Genomic DNA, 17,221 nt, shown 5'->3' with positions numbered 1-17,221 from the left:
AATTGGCGCGCCGTTTTCCCAAATCCGATACCGGTCGGTCCGCGCGGACCGAGCGGCGTGCAGCCGAAGCAAAGTCCGTCGACGCAAAGAATGATCCCAATGCGTTCTTGCCGACCCGCGAAGAGGTTCTCAAATATATCGAGGAGAACCCCGACCGGGCAGGCAAGCGTGAACTGGCGAAAGCATTCAACATCAAGGGCGATGCGCGGATCTATCTAAAAGATCTCCTACGCGAGCTTTCGGACGAGGGCTTGGTTGAAAAACGCGCCCGCAAATTGTCTCGCCCCGGTGCATTGCCTGCCGTCACCGTGCTTGATATCACCGGGCGCGATGAGGACGGTAGCTTGCTCGCTCGTCCATCGGAATGGGACGAAGCTGGTTATGGGAAGCCGCCTATTGTTCTGATCCGCCGTACCCGGCTTAATAAAGCTTCGGAAGGCGGTCCGGCTGTCGGAGTCGGGGATCGTGTCCTGGCAAAAATATTCCGTAATGAGGATCGCGACGGACCGGATTATACCGCTCGCGTCATGAAGCGTCTGGAGCATCGCACGAATGCAGTGCTTGGCGTTGTGCGCAAGCTCGGCAACGGTGAATGGCGCCTCGATCCGGTCAATCGGAAGCAGCCGGAAGTGCAGCTCGATCCGGCACAGCTGGAAAATGCCGAAGCTGGTGATCTTGTCGAAGTAGACCTGATCTCCTCGCGTCGTCAGGGATTGCCACGCGGCAAAATTCGGCAGGTGGTTGGATCTATCGACAGCGAGAAAGCCCTGTCGATGATTGCCATTCACGAGCATGAAATTCCGCATGTTTTCCCGACTGAGGCAATTAGCGAAGCGGAAGCCGCCCAGCCTGCGACGATGGAAGACCGTGAGGACTGGCGCGACATTCCTCTTCTCACCATCGATCCGGCTGATGCCAAGGATCATGACGACGCGGTTTACGCCGAGCCAGATAAAGATCCAGAGAATCCAGGCGGTCAGATTGTGATCGTGGCTATTGCCGATGTCGCCGCCTATGTGCGCCCTGATTCCGCACTTGACCGTGAAGCACAGAAGCGCGGTAATTCGGTCTATTTTCCGGACCGCGTCGTGCCGATGTTGCCGGAGCGGATTTCGAACAATCTCTGCTCGCTTCGTGAGTTGGAAGATCGCCCTGCCCTCGCCGTCCGCATGGTTTTTGCGGCGGACGGACGCAAGAAATCGCACAAGTTCCATCGCATCATGATGAAGTCGGCAGCAAAGCTTGCTTATTCACAGGCCCAGGCTGCCATTGATGGCGCGCCGGATGACAAGACCACTCCCATTCTCGACAGTATACTGAAACCGCTCTGGAACGCCTATGCCGTACTGAAACGGGGGCGTGATGTTCGCGAACCACTGGAACTGGACCTGCCGGAAAAGAAAATCCTGCTCACGCCAGACGGCAAGGTTGACAAGGTGATCGTTCCTGAACGGCTTGATGCGCACAAGCTCATCGAAGAGTTCATGATTCAAGCAAACGTCGCCGCTGCCGAAACGCTGGAAGCGCGCCGCCAGCCGTTGATTTTCCGCATTCATGATGCACCCGCGCTTGCCAAGCAGGAAACCTTGCGTGAATTCCTGCGTACACTTGATTTGAGCCTCGCCAAAGGTGCCGAACTCCAGCCAGCGCAATTCAATCGAATTCTTGAGGCCGTCGAAGGCTCCGATCATCAGGAGCTGGTCAATCAAGTCGTGCTGCGCACGCAGAGCCAGGCGGAATATAGTCCTGACAATATTGGACATTTCGGTCTGCATTTGCACCGTTATGCACATTTCACCTCACCGATCCGCCGTTACGCCGACCTCATCGTTCACCGCGCCCTGATCAAGACCTTGAACCTTGGCGGCGACGGCCTGACCACGGATGAAGAAGCGCATCTCGAAGAAATCTCCGCGTTGATCTCCTCGACCGAGCGTCGGGCAATGCTTGCCGAACGCGAAACCGTAGACCGCCTCATCGCGCACTTCCTTGCCGCGCATCTCGGTGATGAATATGAAGGACGTGTTACAGGTGTCACGCGAGCGGGCCTTTTCGTTAACCTTGCGACATATGGCGCGGATGGGCTGGTACCCATTTCAACTTTAGGTCATGAATACTATTTATACGACGAAGCGAACCATTCGATTGCCGGTGAACGGAGCGGTAAAGGCTTCCGGCTCGGCGACACCGTGACGGTTCGTCTTGTAGAAGCGCTCCCCATCGCGGGCGCGCTTCGTTTTGAGATGGTTTCGGAACCGCATCCTCTGCCAATGTCGACCCGTTCGCACCATAAGGCGAGTCGGACGATGCGTGGGCGAAGAGGTAAACCCGCGGGTATTCCGCGTCAGAAGAGAAGAGGTCGCTGATGAGCACGCTGGAGGCCAATTCCGCGCAAGATGTACAAGTTTTCGGAGGTGAAAACCCCAAGGCTGCCCACCCGAAACGTCCTTTGGGTGAAGCGTTGTGGCGTGGCTTTCGCGGACGCTGCCCGCATTGCGGTGAAGGAAAGCTTTTCCGGGCTTTTGTGAAGCCGGTGGCGCAATGTTCTGTCTGTGATGAAGACTACATGGAACAGCGTGCCGACGATCTTCCAGCCTATCTCACCATTTTGATCGTGGGACACGTGGTTGTTGGCGCTTTCATGGGCGTAGAAGCGACAACCAATCTGCCGCTCTGGGCGCATATGGCAATCTGGGGGCCGCTGACCGTTATTATGTCGTTGCTCCTGTTGCAGCCGATGAAGGGGGCGACCATCGGTCTGCAATGGGCACTTTACATGCACGGTTTCGGGGGCAAGGGCGAAGGTGAATATGGCGATGTGACCTGAACGTCACCGTGACCGCCATGATTCAGCTTCCATCCTCTCCAGCCAAAGCTTTGCGGCCACGCGATGCTGCGTCACTGCTGCTCGTCGACAGGTCCGGCGGCAAGCCGCGTATTCTCATGGGCAGACGTCACGCCAGTCTTGCGTTTATGCCAGGAAAATTTGTTTTCCCCGGTGGTCGGGCAGACCCCATAGATGGTGCTATTGCGGCTTCAGCCGAACTGAATGACACCGATGTTGTCAAACTGCTTGCGGGCATGGGCTCGCGCGCGTCGCTGCGCCGCGCCCGGGCGCTTGGCCTTTGTGCTATTCGCGAAACCTTTGAGGAGACGGGACTTCGCATCGGGCAAGCAGCTTCAGCGCCAATTTCTTCGCCCTCGCACCACGACTGGTCGGCATTCCTCGACGGCGGTATGGTACCGGCGCTGAACAGTCTACGCTATTTTGCGCGTGCTATAACACCGCCGGACTATGTTCGTCGTTTCGATACCCGGTTTTTTATCGCATTTTGCGATCATATACCGGAACTGGAGCAGCAACCGCTCGTTCCCAGTGGTGAACTGGAAGATCTGGACTGGGTTTCCATCGACCATATCAATGAACTCGACGTTGCCCATATTACTCAGGCGATCCTGAAAGAAGCGCGCGTGCTTCTGATGGACACCGAAGCCGAACTGCCCGCCACCTTACCAGTGGTGCAATATACCAAGCGGCATGGCCGCTTTGTTCGCGAAGTGATCTGAACCCGATGAATAAAGAAATCCAACCCGCCGATCTTGTCCCGCAAGAACCAGGCGGCGGACCTGCACAGGGCCAGATGCATTGGCGCTCGCTTGCTGCAGCCATAGCCACGATCAGCGCAGTAGGAGCAGCAATCGGCCTAGGCATTCCGCTTTTGAGCGTTCTACTGGAAGGTCGCGGTCATTCCGCAAGTCTGATCGGCGCCAACACTGCCGTTGCAGGTCTGGCTTCCATCGTTGCTGCTCCTCTTGCAGCCCCCATCGCTGCACGACTGGGTGTGGTCAAGGCGATCTTTCTCATGCTCCTCATCGGGAGTGCGGCCTTTCTGGGTTTCCACTTCTTTCAACCGCTATGGGCGTGGTTTGCGCTGCGCATCGTGCTCCACTTCGCGCTGACAGTGCTCTTTGTGCTGTCCGAGTACTGGATAAACGCTTCCGCACCGCCTGAAAAACGCGGGCTAGTACTCGGAATCTACTCCACATCCCTTTCACTTGGCTTTGCGCTTGGACCGTGGCTGTTCTCGAAGATTGGGAGCACCGGCGGCCTGCCTTTCTATGTTGGCTTCGTCATTATCCTAATCGCCCTCATCCCGGTTGCATTCGCATGGCGAGACAGCCCGGACTTTGAAGAAGGCGAACACGTTCCCTTCCTGCCCTTTATCTTTGCCGTTCCGACTGCGACGATGGCAGTCTTTGTTTTTGGCGCGGTTGAAACTGGAGGCTTTGCCCTCTTTCCCGTCTTCGGCGCCCGCATCGGTTATCCAGAGGCCGATGCGGCCCTGCTGCTTACAATGATCGGTCTCGGTAATGTGCTGATGCAGATTCCATTGGGCATTATCAGCGACCGCATTTCTGATCGCCGCAAGCTCCTGCTCATCTGTGCCACTACCGGCCTCATTGGCATGATCGCCCTGCCCTACCTCATGCAGCATTGGTATCTCATGGCCGGCATCCTGTTTCTATGGGGTGGCGTGGTCGCAGGCCTCTACACGATCGGCCTTGCGCATCTGGGATCGGAACTGACTGGCCGTGAGCTTGCATCTGCCAATGCCGCCTTTGTGTTCTGCTACGCCATCGGCATGCTTGCCGGACCTCAGGCCGTCGGCGTCGGCATGGACATGCTGGGGCCGAAAGGATTCCCTATGACTCTCGGTGTGTTTTTTGCGGCATATGCACTCTTTGCAGCAGGAAGACTGCTTTTGCGGAAGAAGCAGGCTTGACTTTTCGCCGCCAATACGTAGTGTCGCGCCAAATTTCCGCTGCCGGATGAGATTACCGGAATCGCTGGAGGTTTCCATCCATTGAGCATGATCCCGAGAGTTGGGAACCGATTTTCGGCAAGATCATGCTCCGGCAAAGATACAGAGCAGGTAATTCGATATGGCCAAGGCTACGACGATCAAGATCAAGCTTTTGTCGACCGCTGACACCGGCTTCTTCTACGTAACGAAGAAGAACAGCCGCACGATGACGGAAAAGATGACAAAGACCAAGTACGACCCAATTGCGCGCAAACACGTCGATTTCAAGGAAACGAAAATCAAGTAATTCGCTTCCGATCGTCATCGACAAGACGATTGAAATAAAAAACCGTCTCTTTCGAGACGGTTTTTTTGTTTTCCGACCGTCGTTCAGCCTTCAGGCAGCTGATGAGACGATGCGGTTGCGGCCGCCTTTCTTTGCCTGATAAAGCGCTGCATCTGTCCTCGAGAAAAGAGCGTCGGCGCTATCTCCCATCAACCTCAGTCCAGCGACCCCCATGCTGATGGTCAGATTGACCTTGTGCTTGCCGTTGGCGACAACAAAGGGCGTGCCCGACACAGCAATCCGGATGCGCTCTGCAACAGCCTTCGCGGCTTCCACATCACTGTCCGGCAGAACTACGACGAATTCCTCTCCGCCGTAGCGACACATGAGATCCATTCCGCGAATATTCTTGCGCAGACGCGCTGCAAACTCACGAAGGACATCGTCACCGGCATCGTGCCCATATTGGTCATTGATCCGTTTGAAGTGATCGAAGTCGAGCATAATGACTGACAATGGACGCTCACGCCCCACGGCGCGCGTCAGCAGGACAGGCATGTGCGTATCGAGATAACGGCGGTTGTGCAGCCCTGTGAGACTATCCGTCACCGCCATGGCGATTGTGCGATTGAGGCTCTGCCGCAATAGATCGTTATAGCACTTCCGTTTGATCTGGGTCCGCAGACGGGCGAAGAGCTCCAGCTTCTCAAGCGGACGCATCAGATAGTCGTTCACGCCCAGCTCCAGCGCACGCACCACAAGTGCTCCCTCATCCTCCCGAACGACGAGAATGATCGGCACCAGCCTCGTGCGTTCTATGGTTCGTAGCTGCGAACAAAGACGAAGCGGATCGTAGTAAGTGAAATTGGCCGAAACGACGATGCTGTCGTAATCAGTATCTATCGCCCGGATTAATGCCGTGTTGGCATCGCTGGCCACGTCGACACGATAGTTCTCGCCAAGAATGAGCCTTAGGCGTGCAGCCGCCAGTTCGTCCTCATCAACGATGAGAATACGCGCCACCTCGTCCTCATCGGCATAGTTGCCGCCCATCTTGCTTGCCAGCAGTGTTTCCACCTCGGCATCAGCAATTGTACCAGTCCGTTGAAACAGCTCGTCAGAAACCAATTTCAGCCGCGCCAGGCTCTTCACGCGCGACAGAAGCTGGAGATCGCTGACGGGCTTTGACAGAAAGTCGTCAGCTCCGGCTTCAAGACCGCGAATCTTATCCTCGGAACCATCGAGTGAAGTGACCATAACGACCGGAATATTGGACGTGCGTGGATCATCCTTCAAACGACGACACACTTCAAAACCGTCCATATCCGGCATTAATATGTCGAGGAGCACAACGTCAATCTGCCCGCCAAGGCAAATTTCTATGGCCTCAGGTCCATTATAAGCCGTAACAACCTCATAATATTCAGATAGCAGCCGAGCCTCGAGGAGTTTTACATTGGAATCCACATCGTCAACGACGAGAATTCGTGCAGTCATGATGCCCCTCGCCCTATTTCCGCTAAGCGTCGCCCAGATAGGATTTAATTGTTTCTATGAAGCGGGGAACAGATATCGGCTTTGATATATAGGCTTCACAGCCTCCCTGCCGAATGCGTTCCTCGTCGCCCTTCATTGCAAACGCCGTCACGGCAATGACTGGAATATGCCGTAATTCGTCGTCGTCCTTCAGCCATTTGGTAACTTCCAGCCCCGACACCTCGGGTAGCTGTATGTCCATAAGAATCAGGTCAGGCCGATGTTCCCGCGCAAGATCCAGCGCCTCAAGCCCGTTTCTCGTCCTGATCGTCTCATATCCGCTGGCTTCGATAAGATCGCGAAACAACTTCATATTGAGTTCGTTGTCTTCGACGATCATTACGCTTTTCGGCATCGAAAATTCCTTGGTCTTATTCCCTGTAGCAACCCGGCATTTTCTCGATTTTCTTGTCTGCCAGAAAGTCCCCACTTTTTAGACTGCGAATAGTTTAACCTCATTTCATTGATGAAAGGCAAATAATTCCGTTGTTCCTCGACAAGTCGACCGTTACACATTCGGCGAAGCTATGAAGGAAGCGGAGAAACCACATGAAGGCGCCGATGAGCCAAGCGGATGCTGAAGCGATCGCTATTGAAGCGTTAGGTTGGCTGGCGCAGGACAAGGACCTGCTGCCTCGCTTTCTAGCACTGACAGGCATAGAGGCCACGTCAATCCGACAGGCAGCGCTAGAGCCAGGCTTTCTTGCCGGTGTATTGCAGTTTTTTCTGGCGCATGAGCCGACATTGCTGCGCTACTGCGAAGACGCGGGGCGTGACCCGGTAACAATCGAGAAAGCACTGACATACCTGCCCGGCGGGGTAAACCGGCACCTTTAGCTCAATGCCCCAATCGTTATGTTGAAAAGCCCGGCTTGCCGGGCTTTTTATTGACTATTCAGCGGCAGGATTTGCCGCAGCAGCCTCAGCTTCATCTGAAACCGATAACACGTTCAGCTCATGCTGCTTGCCATCGCGTGCGGTCCAGGAAATTGACTGGCCAGGCGCAAGGCCGATCAACGCAGTTCCGATGGGCGTGAGAATCGAAATCTTGCCTTGCGCAATATCCGCCTCGCCCGGATATACCAGCGTCACCCGGCGCTCATGTCCATCATTGGAGCGAAACTCCACGGTAGAGCCCATATGAATCACGTTCTGCGGCAAACGCTTCGCGGGCACCACTTTCGCGCGGTCGAGTTCGACCATCAGTTCCTCGGCAATCTCCTCGAGACGTTCGGAAACATTGGTGGCCAGCCCCATCAGGCGTTCATAGTCGATTTCGCTGACGACGATATTGGGCTTCTTGCGATTCTTTCCGCTCATGGCGAGTGCTCACTGCTGTTGAAAGGTAATAAGTCTGCGTGCTGTTTTTCGGCACGAAGCTGTTCAGATTGATTTTGGTGAAAGCGCTTATTTGAAATCCGCTGTCGAACAAGCGGCGTACCGTCCCCCGGAGTTCCCCTGCGCTAGGCAGAACTCGAGGGTAGCTATCCCGTGATCGGATAAACCCGATGGAGTATGGATGCAAAACGGTTGTTCATGACGCTAAACTTGGTGATATTCCCGGCAATGTCAAGTGTAAGACCAACCAGCATCATATATCCCGGTGGCGCTCCGGCCTTTCGATGCTATAAAACGATGTTCCTTTTATGTTCATCAGACGGTTTGTCCACATGGCTGACACCACTGCCCCAAACAATCCGGAAAAAGGTGTATGCCGCGATTGTCTTTCGCCGCAAAAATCGGACACGATCAGGCGATGCCATGCATGTGGCAGTCCCCGCCTTCTACGCCATAAAGAGCTCTATAAGCTCACCTTGGCGCATGTTGATTGCGACGCGTTTTACGCCTCTGTTGAAAAGCGGGACAATCCGCAACTGCGGGACAAGCCGCTCATCATTGGCGGCGGAAAACGCGGCGTCGTGTCAACCGCCTGCTATCTCGCCCGCATTCATGGCGTACGATCAGCAATGCCAATGTTCAAGGCACTGGAAGCTTGTCCAGACGCTGTCGTCGTCAAGCCGAACATGGAAAAATATGTCCGCGTCGGTCGCGAAATCCGACAGATGATGCGTGACCTCACGCCCCTTGTGGAGCCTCTATCCATTGATGAAGCGTTTCTGGACTTGAGTGGTACTGAGCGCCTGCATAAGGCGCCGCCTGCTATTGTTCTCGCCCGCTTTGCCAAACGCGTAGAGGATGAAATCGGGATTTCTGCTTCGATTGGGCTATCCTACTGCAAATTTCTGGCCAAGGTTGCATCAGACATCGAAAAGCCGCGGGGGTTTTCCGTTATCGGTGAGGCGGAAGCACTGGCTTTTCTGCGGGACAGACCTGTCAGCACAATCTGGGGCGTCGGCAAAGCCTTTGCAGCCAAATTGGAAAGCGACGGCATTCGTTCAATTGGCCAGCTGCAGACGATGGAGGAAGGAGCGCTCATGAAAGCCTATGGCACTATGGGCCAGCGTCTTTATCGTTTGTCCCGAGGACAGGACAGCCGCAAGGTCGAGCCGGACCATGACATGAAAAGTGTTTCAGCCGAAACGACCTTCAACAACGATCTGTCGGACGCCAGCGATCTCGTCCCGGTTTTACGCGCGCTTGCCGAAAAGGTTTCCCGGCGACTGAAAGCGGGGGAAATAGCCGGACGAACGGTCGTTTTGAAACTGAAGACCCACGATTTCAAGTTACGCACGCGCAATCGCCAGCTTTCAGATCCAACCCAGCTTGCCGACAGAATCTTCCGTCATGGGTTACAGCTTCTTGAGAAAGAACTGGATGGAACGCGATTTCGTTTGCTTGGGATTGGGGTTAGTGAACTTTCCTCAAGTGATCGCGCAGATCCGCCCGACCTAGTAGACACTCAAGCTACCAAACGCGCCGTCGCCGAAAACGCCGTTGACCGCTTGCGAAACAAATTTGGATCTAGCGTTGTCGAAACCGGCTATACTTTCTCCAAGGGCAATCTTGCACGCCCGCAAATGCCGCCGGATCAAGACGAACAGTCTTGAGGTTTCACGGCGAGTAGAAACCTCTGTAGAAATTTTCTACTTTTGCCTCTAACAGCTTGACGAGACCGGTCTGTATCAATATTGGAACGGACCAAGGCGCTGCCAACTGATTTGGCAACAGCTTTACGGAAGGCCTCGTGGCGGAGTGGTTACGCAGAGGACTGCAAATCCTTGCACCCCGGTTCGATTCCGGGCGAGGCCTCCAAAAATCCCAAATAAAATCAATATCATACCTGCCATTACTGTGAAAGACGCATCGTAACTCTAGTTGCAATGCCTACACTGCGCGGAATGAGCACTTACGGTTATGAAACTGTCCGGAAACAATTCTGCATTTGTCGCTAGCACAGACAACCGGCGAAGACTTGTTGTCTGGATGGCGTCGAAACGTCGGATAGATTGCATCGCGTGAACCAGGCATCTTATTCGACCTCCCCAAAAGGCCCGCCTGCCTGAATACACAGAGCCCCAGCCAAAGAGAAGATGTGTCTCGGTAAGCCCCCACCTGCTACCATGGTAGCGTCATTTTATCGGATTTCACCGCTTTAGTGTGGGATTTAACATCCGCCGACACGAAGAAACACGCTGTCCGCTATACAACACATGCAGCACATGCAGCGCTTCAGTAGGGTCGGAATGCAAAAAGAAAACGTCATTTGCGATCGCGTTGCTGTTCAACACATTCCTTTGCATCCTGCCCCGGCGCACATTTATCCTTTTCAGGCATTTGAAGCCGGTCCTGTTTCTGGGACCCGGATTTTTGAGGAACGTAAACACTATCTGGGTCGGAAGGCGGCTGCCCGGGCGCAGGTGGCGGGTCGCCCGGTACTTCTGGTTCTTGCGTACCTGATTGCGTTGGCATTCCCGATTCCTGTGCGAAAATCATGCTCGAAGAGATTAATAGTAGCATCATGACAACTATGGCCCGTTTCATTTCCCTACTCCAACAGTTGGACTGATAAAAGATTCAACTGAATTCGGAGCAAAAATGTTCCTTGCGCTGCATTTCCAAGCCCCCATCTGGCCTCTGGTGGTTTCTTAGAAGATCTGAGGAATACCGAATGGCTTTTCACATTCTGTCAGATCGAAGCGCGCCATCACCGCCCGTAATCATTGGAGGCAATGAATCATAAGCTTCTCAAACCGCAATATATTTACGGTTATGTGACCTAATCCCGCAGTTATGAGGTGCTGCGAGAATAACTGCCAGAAACATGCCGCCAACTAAAATTAAGAAAAACAATCAGAATGTTAACACGAGTCCGACACGGTTCTCCTCCGCCATCCTCGCGATAAACATTTGCAGCATTAAGCGATCTCACTACCGCAGTATCGGCTGCTCGATTCCCACAGAAGTTACCGGCAATTTGCACGATCAGCTATCTTCGATCGCCCACGCCGTAACCTTATCGGAAAATGCTCCGCTCAACTATCGGATCAGCTGAACAAGCACGTGAGCGCAAACCGCGATCACAAAAATAGCGGCGAAGCCGGATTCGAGACGAAAATACCAAGGCATTGCCATTCTCCAATCATGGTTAACAGTTAGCTAACCAACGCGCGAAGAATGATTTAGTTCAATATGGATGGCAGGAATCGATATGCACCCGACATAAAGAACCATTACAAAAGAAACACGTCTGGGACTGGTGCCTAGCTTCAACGATAAAATGTTTAGTGTGATTTCAATGGCTCCGGGCGCGTAGCGGTTTGCGTCTATGTCAGCAGCCCAACAAAACCGTTCATTTCGTTCGGTCGTCACAGGCCGCAGAAAATCGGACGTATTATTCCCCGCTAAAAAGCGACAACAGACGGACTGCTCTCGTACTGCAAGGCGAAGACACTGAATTTTTCCACGTACCGTGTTGCGTATCGTGGAAAACTTCAGACGTTCAAAACATTGTGAAATAAGCAACTTCAAGATTGAAGTGGCTCCCCGGGCCGGATTCGAACCAGCGACCAACCGGTTAACAGCCGGTTCACATAGATTTCACTATACCTCCATTCGCCGCGCTATGCGTTTTCATCCCCTTGTTTTATTGAATATAATTTCAAATAAGCGGTGTTAAGCCTCTTTAAGCCGCGCTATAATACAAACAAATATGTTGCCCCGATGTTGCCCCCGTGGAGGATTTGCATGGCTCGCGAAAATTTAACTGATCGTCGCATGCATGCGCTTAAACCTGCTCCAGCTGGTACTCGATATGACATTCAAGACGGCATAGTTCCCGGTTTAGCAGTCCGAGTTACGGACAAGGGAACCAAGACGTTTGTGCTGGTCGCAAGGTTTCCGGGCAGCAATAACCCCACTAGGCGAGCCATAGGTGAGTATGGGCGGCTAACTCTGGAACAAGCGCGCAATACTGCGAGAGAATGGCACGAGCTTGTGCGTCGCGGCATAGACCCTCGATCCGCTGCCAATGACACGAAGGATGCTGAGGTTTTGCGGCGTGGCCGCACGTTTGGCCGGATTGTTGAAGACTATCTGAGATTATCAGTTGTCGGAGCTGACGAAAACAACCCTATCCAGCGTAAAGGATTAGAGGTCGCCCGTGATCTCAAAGGAGAGTTTCTAGATGACAAACCGGTTCAACGTGACGGCAAAACAGTTCTGAGAAAAGGATTGAGAGACAAGCCAATTGATGAGATTTGCAAGGCCGACATTCTTATAATTCTTGATGATGCCGTCGCACGGGGTGCAAAGTATCAGGCATTCAATCTTCTTGGTCATGCCCGCACATTTTTCAACTGGGTTATCAGTCGGGGTGTCTATGGCATCGAGATATCGCCGTGTGATCGTATGCGCCCTAACGCTGTCATTGGGAAAAAGGCATCACGAAAAAGGGTTCTGAATGACGCTGAACTGTTCGCGTATTGGCGAGCTACAAAGCGTTTAGGTTATCCATATGGCCCATTATTTCAACTGCTGCTGTTGACCGGACAACGAAAATCGGAAGTTGCTGATGCAGTCAAAAGCGAATTCGACAGAAAAGCGAAGCTGTGGACGATCCCACCAGCCCGAATGAAAGCTGAGAATGCTCACTCGGTGCCGCTCACAGACAGTGCCATTTCTGTTCTCGATGCCGTGAATCCATTTATTCAGGGTAAGCACATATTCTCGACAACCGAGGGAAAGAAGCCAGTCAACGGTTTTTCCAAAGCCAAAGTGCGCTTGGACAAAGAGATGTTGCGCATCCTTCGCGCGCTGGCCCGCAAGCAAGGGGACGAGGCCGACGAGGTGGATTTTGATCCATTCGTTATTCATGACATTCGGAGAACGGTTCGGACAAGGATGTCCGCGCTTCCTATCTCGTCGACCGTTGCTGAGCTTGTGATAGCTCACACCCAAAAAGGCTTGCACGCCGTTTATGATCAGCATGCTTATGAAACTGAAAAACGACATGCGTTGGAACTATGGGCAGCCCGCTTGCGCGAAATCACCTCACCGGCACCGGATAACATCATAAACCTTAATACGGCTCAAGGTTGATTAACGCGCAATAAAGAGCCATATTGTTCTAACGATTCACCTTTAAGGAATTCGCTATCGATCCCACACGTTCGTAACCGATGCTTCAAGTACGGCATCACCCATTAGTTTTTTACTATCCGCGGCTTAAATTCGCAGATGGTTGGGTTGTTGTATTTGGCGTCACGACGTGATCGAGGCGATTAATGAGACTTCTTTCTACATCCGACCTTAAAGAAAAAGGCGTCCCCTTCGGCGAAACCCAGCGCAGGCGGCTTATCCGCCTCGGTCTATTTCCGAAACCGGTGCAAATCGGTCTTCGCAAGATCGCTTGGGTTGAATCTGAAATTGATGAGTGGATTCGCCAGCGTATTGCTAACCGCGATGGTGAAGCAGCATGACTGGTTCCAGGCGCGATTTTTCCAAACTCAACCGACAGAAGCAGATGTCCAAGTACGGCCATGAGGCCGTCAGCGGCGGGTGGCTGGCTCCGTTTACACCGAAGCGCCGCCTATCAAAGGCGGAGCTTCGCGAGCAGCTTGCTAGTGCAATGGAACATGACACGAGGATAAACAAGCATCTGAAATGTGCTTGCGGCCATGGCAAGACGATCAACATATCAATCGCGGAAGCTAGCGGGCCTTTTCGGTGCAGCGGATGTAGCAGGGCCATACTTTGACAAAAAGGAACCAGCACGGCCCAATTAAACTCGAACGGTATGTTCGCTTAGAAGATCATATGCTCAAATCTGACGCGTATCGCTCATTAAACGTCTATGCTCGGTGCCTTTATATCGAATTAAAGCGGCTTTATAACGGCACGAACAATGGCAATATTCCACTATCGCATAGGGATGCACAGCCGCTTGTCGGTTGTAGCGACGGCCCCATTAAAAAAGCTTTCTTAGAGCTTCAGGACCGCGGCTTTATAAAAGTTTCCCAGAAGGGCTCGTTCAATTGGAAAACCCGCATAGACCCGACCGAGTTCAGTCGAGCAACGACTTGGATACTGACGGAATACCCCGTCGACTATCCGACTAGAGTTCTTTCCGGACCAACCAAAGAATACATGCGGTGGAAGCCAAAAGTTTAATCAGCGGCGTGACCAGCTCATACCATTGGTGTGATAGCGTCATGCCATAAATCGGCCCATCGTGTGATTCAGACATACCATTGGTGTGACCAGATCATACCATTAAGCATCAAACCGCAATTTCTATGGTGTGATCACGTCATACACTAATAGTATACCATATACAGGGGGATTTCGTTCTCTTTACAGCAACAGGTGGTGCTTTGATCGAGCGATGGCGAGCCTGTAATATTCGTGAGAGAATGGGATATCTGGTTGGAAACCGGTTGGCCTACGATGCTAAATTGTTTATATTCAATGACTTGAGTATGAATTCAGACTTCCGCATAAGCTTCCGGGCAACGTTCGGGCAACATCAGATAGAGAGAGCAGTGACGTTTTTCGCTATCTGACAGGAATGAACGCTCATGAGCCTGTCGTTTCATTGTTGAAGGAATGCATAAAATGGCCGCCAGACACGATCTTTCACCGAAGGCCCTTACAGCAGCCCGGCGCACCAAGCTTGCGAAGAACAAGCCCTCTGGTCGAGGTTCAGGCTTGACGCCACGAGTGAAGAAGGCCGTCGAGTTGTTCGTCTTTGGCTTCGAAGATAACAAGGATGCATCGGTCAGCATTGCGAGTGCAGCAGAAGCGTCTGGGCTTACTGATCGCGCATTGCGTGCAGCATGGCATAAGCCAGCCGTGCAGGCGTATTATCAGCAGCAGATGGCCTTGCTTCGTAATGGCGAGAAACCCGCGTCCATACGCACCATTGCCGCAATCCGAGACGATGACGGACTGAAGAAGACAGCAGCCGGTCAGCGCGTTCGTCTCGAAGCTGCAAAGACATTCGTACAGGATGATCTCGCCGCACCATCGACAACGAACATCATGATCAATAACCGGATTGAGACGCCGGGTTATGTCATCGATCTATCCGACTTTGTTAAGCCTGCACATGATCATGCTGGCACTCAACCGCCAGTGATTGAGGGAACGCTTGCAGAAAGCTGAGGCCCCGTACCCCCTTCCTTTGGTCGGCGGTGATTTTCGAGGGCCGGGGGTTAAAAATTGGCGCGCTTTTTATCTAGTCCACCCTCACACTGTATTTTTCCTACTCAAAACTTTTTGCCTACTTGCAGAATCCGCGATTTCACGCTTAAAAGTTGAAACGGCGGGGGACAAATTTTATCAATAATTAATCCCCTTTTTTGTCTGCCGATTATCGGATCACGGCGTTTGCGGTGTCCATTCGCAGGCATTGAGATTCGAAATGGGGAAACGTGTTGCCAACCAAATTGCAAATTGATCTTCGCACAAAATTTGTTCCGGGTGACCAGCGTTGTTACATCCTATTTCCAGGAGATGGCTATCGTTTTTACAACGATATGGCAGAACAATCAGCGATTTTCTTAGACCTTCCTGCGTTTCCAATAGAGGCTTTAAAAGATCAGCACGAGCTCGTTCGAGGGATAGTTCTGTCAGAGCGAATTAAACATTGGTATCGTTCCGGAAAAGAAAATGCAGAACCGACACGAGTTTTAAAAGAAGTAAAGGGTTATCGCACCACCGCACGGCGCAAACAGTTCGCCGGAGTGCTCAGAGGATTTCTTGAGCTACCTGTTGGTTCGATAGTGATCGTTCCACCTTCCGACCATCAGCGCGATGTTCTTTTTGGGGAAATAATTGATGATGAGCTGGATTGGGTTGAAACGCCAGTTTACGGCGATAGCAAAATTCCAGCGCGTAAAGTCAAGTGGCTTTCTAGGAAGCCACGAAATTCTATTCCCACTTGGCTGGAAAGAAAAATTCCAAGTCCAAACCCGCTTCGTCAAATAGAGAAATCTTTCTTTCCTGCAATATTCGACATGATGTATGAAAGGTATTTTTATAATGATGAATTTGTCTGCAAATTCTCCACAACTTCAAAAGAGTTTTCTGCCCTAGACAACTATTTATTTCAGCAGGTAGTTCTATATATTACTGCACTGCATGAAGCGAAGAATGACGAAAACATTAAAGATATTTCGAGCAAGCCGATATCTGAGGTGGTTTCTGAGATTGATTTCTCTGATGATATTCCGGATCAGCGTATCGCGATCAACTCGCCGGGGCATATCGTCATCTATGCAAAAAACATAATTCCATTATTGACTGCGGTGATGATAGCAATGGCCTCGGTTAATGCACAGGCAGGTTCCAAACTTCCGCCAGACGAAATCGTAATCACAAACAGTGTTGATCAAAGTTCCTTGTCGAAACAATGCATCGCGGAAGTTGCGGAAGAAGCCACGTATGAAATTGATGCGATGGGCTATCAGCGTTGGCAAGAATTGTGTAAAATTGAACAGGCGCAACGTAAAAGAACGGGCTTAAGCTCCGGCGTCGTTGTCACCGAAAAGACTAGTCCGAAGCAGGATCGGTTAAAGCGTGATTAAAGAGATACCGTTAATTTCCCCTTCGTGGTGGCGTCGGTCGGAGACGCCACGCTGGATTTTGGTTGTTGGCGGGATAAGCATGCTTGGCATTACAACGTATGCTAATTATTTTATTGCAGACAGTCAGCGTCTCAAAAGCGAACAAAGCCAAGAGCTGCAACGGATAAAGACAGAGAGGTATCAAGAAGTTCAACTTTTGATATCCTCGATGGTAGATTTTCAAACTTTTGCAGCAGCATTTGCAACTGAGATGTTTGATCAAAAGATTGCGGATAAAGAGGCGAAAACAAGGTTGGTCGAAAACCTTAACCAACAGTTAGCGCGCCTGAAAGTTATAGAAAATTGGGCGAGCCCTGAACAGCTAGGTGCCGTGGAATCTTATCGGTTAGCCCTGATGCGGATGATCGACGTTGTTTACAAAACTAACGACTTAATTGCGCTTGGTGACTTTTATGGAACCGCCAGTAAACTCACTGTTGCTAAAAACGGTCTGACTAAAACGCTTCTAAGTGCTTGATATAGTGTGCTTCGTGGAGAATAGCTCACTCTAGTTTGGGATGACCGCTTCGTTTCCTAGCCGGAGGTCGCTATATGGGCGACACGCTTAC

Annotated in this window: 16 protein-coding genes and 1 tRNA gene; 13 read left to right on the top strand and 4 right to left on the bottom strand. The window is 52.0% G+C overall.

Going from position 1 to position 17,221, the window contains the following annotated elements; translation table 11 throughout:
• Window positions 1–2: 2 nt before the first annotated feature.
• The 5 genes from rnr to rpmG all read left to right on the top strand — a co-directional run bounded on the left by rnr (window position 3) and on the right by rpmG (window position 5,112).
• Window positions 3–2,366 (top strand): ribonuclease R, encoded by a 2,364-nt coding sequence (gene rnr / locus CQZ93_RS19770; protein WP_105544264.1) that lies wholly within the window; start codon window positions 3–5, stop codon window positions 2,364–2,366.
• Window positions 2,366–2,827, top strand: a complete 462-nt coding sequence (locus CQZ93_RS19765) for a DUF983 domain-containing protein (protein WP_105544263.1) — start codon at window positions 2,366–2,368, stop codon at window positions 2,825–2,827. The genes rnr and CQZ93_RS19765 overlap by 1 nt, the downstream gene beginning before the upstream one ends.
• A 17-nt stretch (window positions 2,828–2,844) precedes the next feature.
• A complete protein-coding gene (locus tag CQZ93_RS19760; RefSeq protein WP_181153495.1) occupies window positions 2,845–3,567 on the top strand; it encodes an NUDIX hydrolase in 723 nt (240 codons plus the stop codon).
• Window positions 3,568–3,641: 74 nt separating this feature from the next.
• The gene (locus CQZ93_RS19755) at window positions 3,642–4,784 is read left to right on the top strand and encodes an MFS transporter (RefSeq protein ID WP_105545231.1); all 1,143 of its coding nucleotides are present in this window, start codon (window positions 3,642–3,644) and stop codon (window positions 4,782–4,784) included.
• Between the two features lie 160 nt (window positions 4,785–4,944).
• Window positions 4,945–5,112, top strand: a complete 168-nt coding sequence (gene rpmG / locus CQZ93_RS19750) for a 50S ribosomal protein L33 (protein ID WP_007878621.1) — start codon at window positions 4,945–4,947, stop codon at window positions 5,110–5,112.
• Between the two features lie 90 nt (window positions 5,113–5,202).
• Here rpmG and CQZ93_RS19745 read toward each other — a convergent pair whose 3' ends face one another.
• Together CQZ93_RS19745 and CQZ93_RS19740 are read right to left on the bottom strand one after the other, a co-directional pair.
• Window positions 5,203–6,588, bottom strand: a complete 1,386-nt coding sequence (locus CQZ93_RS19745) for a PleD family two-component system response regulator (protein WP_105544261.1) — start codon at window positions 6,586–6,588, stop codon at window positions 5,203–5,205.
• 22 nt (window positions 6,589–6,610) lie between these two features.
• Complete coding sequence (locus CQZ93_RS19740) at window positions 6,611–6,982, bottom strand: response regulator (protein WP_010658876.1); 372 nt, start codon at window positions 6,980–6,982, stop codon at window positions 6,611–6,613.
• 194 nt (window positions 6,983–7,176) lie between these two features.
• On the opposite strand from CQZ93_RS19740, the gene CQZ93_RS19735 reads away from it, so the two are divergent.
• Window positions 7,177–7,464, top strand: coding sequence for a DUF3572 domain-containing protein (locus CQZ93_RS19735; RefSeq protein ID WP_105544260.1), 288 nt, complete (start codon window positions 7,177–7,179; stop codon window positions 7,462–7,464).
• Window positions 7,465–7,518: 54 nt separating this feature from the next.
• Here CQZ93_RS19735 and rnk read toward each other — a convergent pair whose 3' ends face one another.
• Window positions 7,519–7,947, bottom strand: coding sequence for a nucleoside diphosphate kinase regulator (rnk, locus tag CQZ93_RS19730; RefSeq protein ID WP_105544259.1), 429 nt, complete (start codon window positions 7,945–7,947; stop codon window positions 7,519–7,521).
• A 350-nt stretch (window positions 7,948–8,297) separates the two neighbouring features.
• Here rnk and CQZ93_RS19725 point away from each other — a divergent pair, with 350 nt between their 5' ends.
• Together CQZ93_RS19725 and CQZ93_RS19720 are read left to right on the top strand one after the other, a co-directional pair.
• Window positions 8,298–9,635 (top strand): DNA polymerase IV, encoded by a 1,338-nt coding sequence (locus CQZ93_RS19725; RefSeq protein WP_105544258.1) that lies wholly within the window; start codon window positions 8,298–8,300, stop codon window positions 9,633–9,635.
• Between the two features lie 131 nt (window positions 9,636–9,766).
• Window positions 9,767–9,840 (top strand) — tRNA-Cys (locus CQZ93_RS19720).
• 447 nt (window positions 9,841–10,287) lie between these two features.
• Here the strand turns inward: CQZ93_RS19720 and CQZ93_RS19715 are convergent.
• A complete protein-coding gene (locus tag CQZ93_RS19715) occupies window positions 10,288–10,569 on the bottom strand; it encodes a hypothetical protein (RefSeq protein ID WP_105544257.1) in 282 nt (93 codons plus the stop codon).
• A gap of 1,203 nt (window positions 10,570–11,772) precedes the next feature.
• On the opposite strand from CQZ93_RS19715, the gene CQZ93_RS19710 reads away from it, so the two are divergent.
• The 5 genes from CQZ93_RS19710 (at window position 11,773) to CQZ93_RS19680 (ending at window position 17,130) form a co-directional block, all read left to right on the top strand.
• On the top strand, window positions 11,773–13,125 hold the full coding sequence (locus tag CQZ93_RS19710; RefSeq protein ID WP_181153438.1) for a tyrosine-type recombinase/integrase: 1,353 nt from the start codon (window positions 11,773–11,775) through the stop codon (window positions 13,123–13,125).
• 185 nt (window positions 13,126–13,310) lie between these two features.
• Window positions 13,311–13,505, top strand: coding sequence for a helix-turn-helix transcriptional regulator (locus tag CQZ93_RS19705; protein ID WP_105544255.1), 195 nt, complete (start codon window positions 13,311–13,313; stop codon window positions 13,503–13,505).
• Window positions 13,506–14,640: 1,135 nt separating this feature from the next.
• Complete coding sequence (locus tag CQZ93_RS19690; protein ID WP_105544252.1) at window positions 14,641–15,189, top strand: hypothetical protein; 549 nt, start codon at window positions 14,641–14,643, stop codon at window positions 15,187–15,189.
• A gap of 272 nt (window positions 15,190–15,461) precedes the next feature.
• Window positions 15,462–16,613, top strand: coding sequence for a hypothetical protein (locus CQZ93_RS19685; RefSeq protein ID WP_146114474.1), 1,152 nt, complete (start codon window positions 15,462–15,464; stop codon window positions 16,611–16,613).
• A 79-nt stretch (window positions 16,614–16,692) separates the two neighbouring features.
• Window positions 16,693–17,130 carry a hypothetical protein gene (locus CQZ93_RS19680; RefSeq protein ID WP_105544250.1) on the top strand — a complete coding sequence of 146 codons (438 nt, stop codon included), beginning with the start codon at window positions 16,693–16,695 and terminating at the stop codon, window positions 17,128–17,130.
• Window positions 17,131–17,221: the final 91 nt, after the last annotated feature.

The organism is Ochrobactrum vermis, from assembly GCF_002975205.1.
In the GTDB taxonomy this organism is placed as follows: Bacteria; Pseudomonadota; Alphaproteobacteria; order Rhizobiales; family Rhizobiaceae; genus Brucella; species Brucella vermis.
The sequence above is the reverse complement of the archived record's forward strand: the minus strand, read 5'-3'. Positions and strand labels throughout refer to the sequence as shown.

Excerpts from the sequence above, each read along its gene's own strand:
- CQZ93_RS19765 (WP_105544263.1), top strand. The coding sequence starts at position 2,366 with ATGAGCACGCTGGAGGCCAATTCCGCGCAAGATGTACAAGTTTTCGGA.
- CQZ93_RS19760 (WP_181153495.1), top strand. The coding sequence starts at position 2,845 with ATGATTCAGCTTCCATCCTCTCCAGCCAAAGCTTTGCGGCCACGCGAT.
- CQZ93_RS19755 (WP_105545231.1), top strand. The coding sequence starts at position 3,642 with ATGCATTGGCGCTCGCTTGCTGCAGCCATAGCCACGATCAGCGCAGTA.
- rpmG (WP_007878621.1), top strand. The coding sequence starts at position 4,945 with ATGGCCAAGGCTACGACGATCAAGATCAAGCTTTTGTCGACCGCTGAC.
- CQZ93_RS19745 (WP_105544261.1), bottom strand. The coding sequence starts at position 6,588 with ATGACTGCACGAATTCTCGTCGTTGACGATGTGGATTCCAATGTAAAA.
- CQZ93_RS19740 (WP_010658876.1), bottom strand. The coding sequence starts at position 6,982 with ATGCCGAAAAGCGTAATGATCGTCGAAGACAACGAACTCAATATGAAG.
- CQZ93_RS19735 (WP_105544260.1), top strand. The coding sequence starts at position 7,177 with ATGAAGGCGCCGATGAGCCAAGCGGATGCTGAAGCGATCGCTATTGAA.
- rnk (WP_105544259.1), bottom strand. The coding sequence starts at position 7,947 with ATGAGCGGAAAGAATCGCAAGAAGCCCAATATCGTCGTCAGCGAAATC.
- CQZ93_RS19725 (WP_105544258.1), top strand. The coding sequence starts at position 8,298 with ATGGCTGACACCACTGCCCCAAACAATCCGGAAAAAGGTGTATGCCGC.
- CQZ93_RS19715 (WP_105544257.1), bottom strand. The coding sequence starts at position 10,569 with ATGAAACGGGCCATAGTTGTCATGATGCTACTATTAATCTCTTCGAGC.
- CQZ93_RS19710 (WP_181153438.1), top strand. The coding sequence starts at position 11,773 with ATGGCTCGCGAAAATTTAACTGATCGTCGCATGCATGCGCTTAAACCT.
- CQZ93_RS19705 (WP_105544255.1), top strand. The coding sequence starts at position 13,311 with ATGAGACTTCTTTCTACATCCGACCTTAAAGAAAAAGGCGTCCCCTTC.
- CQZ93_RS19690 (WP_105544252.1), top strand. The coding sequence starts at position 14,641 with ATGGCCGCCAGACACGATCTTTCACCGAAGGCCCTTACAGCAGCCCGG.
- CQZ93_RS19680 (WP_105544250.1), top strand. The coding sequence starts at position 16,693 with ATGCTTGGCATTACAACGTATGCTAATTATTTTATTGCAGACAGTCAG.